1 protein-coding gene is annotated in these 345 nt (G+C 29.4%); it reads left to right on the top strand.

Annotation, left to right across the window (positions count from 1 at the left end; all coding sequences use genetic code 11):
* Positions 1-81: 81 nt before the first annotated feature.
* Positions 82-309: a DUF2922 domain-containing protein gene (locus G3997_RS04395; protein WP_296648691.1), complete on the top strand. Its 228-nt coding sequence runs from the start codon at positions 82-84 to the stop codon at positions 307-309.
* Positions 310-345: the final 36 nt, after the last annotated feature.

Raw genomic sequence — 345 nt, 5'->3', positions numbered from 1 at the left:
CACTTCAAGATTATCCTGTAATTGAAGTATTAAAACAAGACTCTACAACTTTAGCGTAGTGTAAAAAAGGGGGGATAAATTATGGAAACTACTAAAAAACTTATTATGTCATTTTTAACAAATGATGATAGAAAAGTATCTTTATCAGTTGATAATCCTAGAGAGGATATTACAGAGACAGAAATTAAATCAGCTATGGACTTAGTTATTGAAAAAAATATATTTGCTCCAAATGGTGCTGATATAATNTCTGGTGTTGAGGCTAAGGTAGTTGTTACTGATACTACTGAGTATGATTTAGTGTTGTAATTTTAAAGCTATGCATTTTTTGCATAGCTTTTTTTG

The organism is Romboutsia sp. 13368, assembly GCF_018336475.1.
Lineage (GTDB): Bacteria > Bacillota > Clostridia > Peptostreptococcales > Peptostreptococcaceae > Romboutsia.
This window is presented reverse-complemented; position numbering and strand designations above follow the sequence as displayed.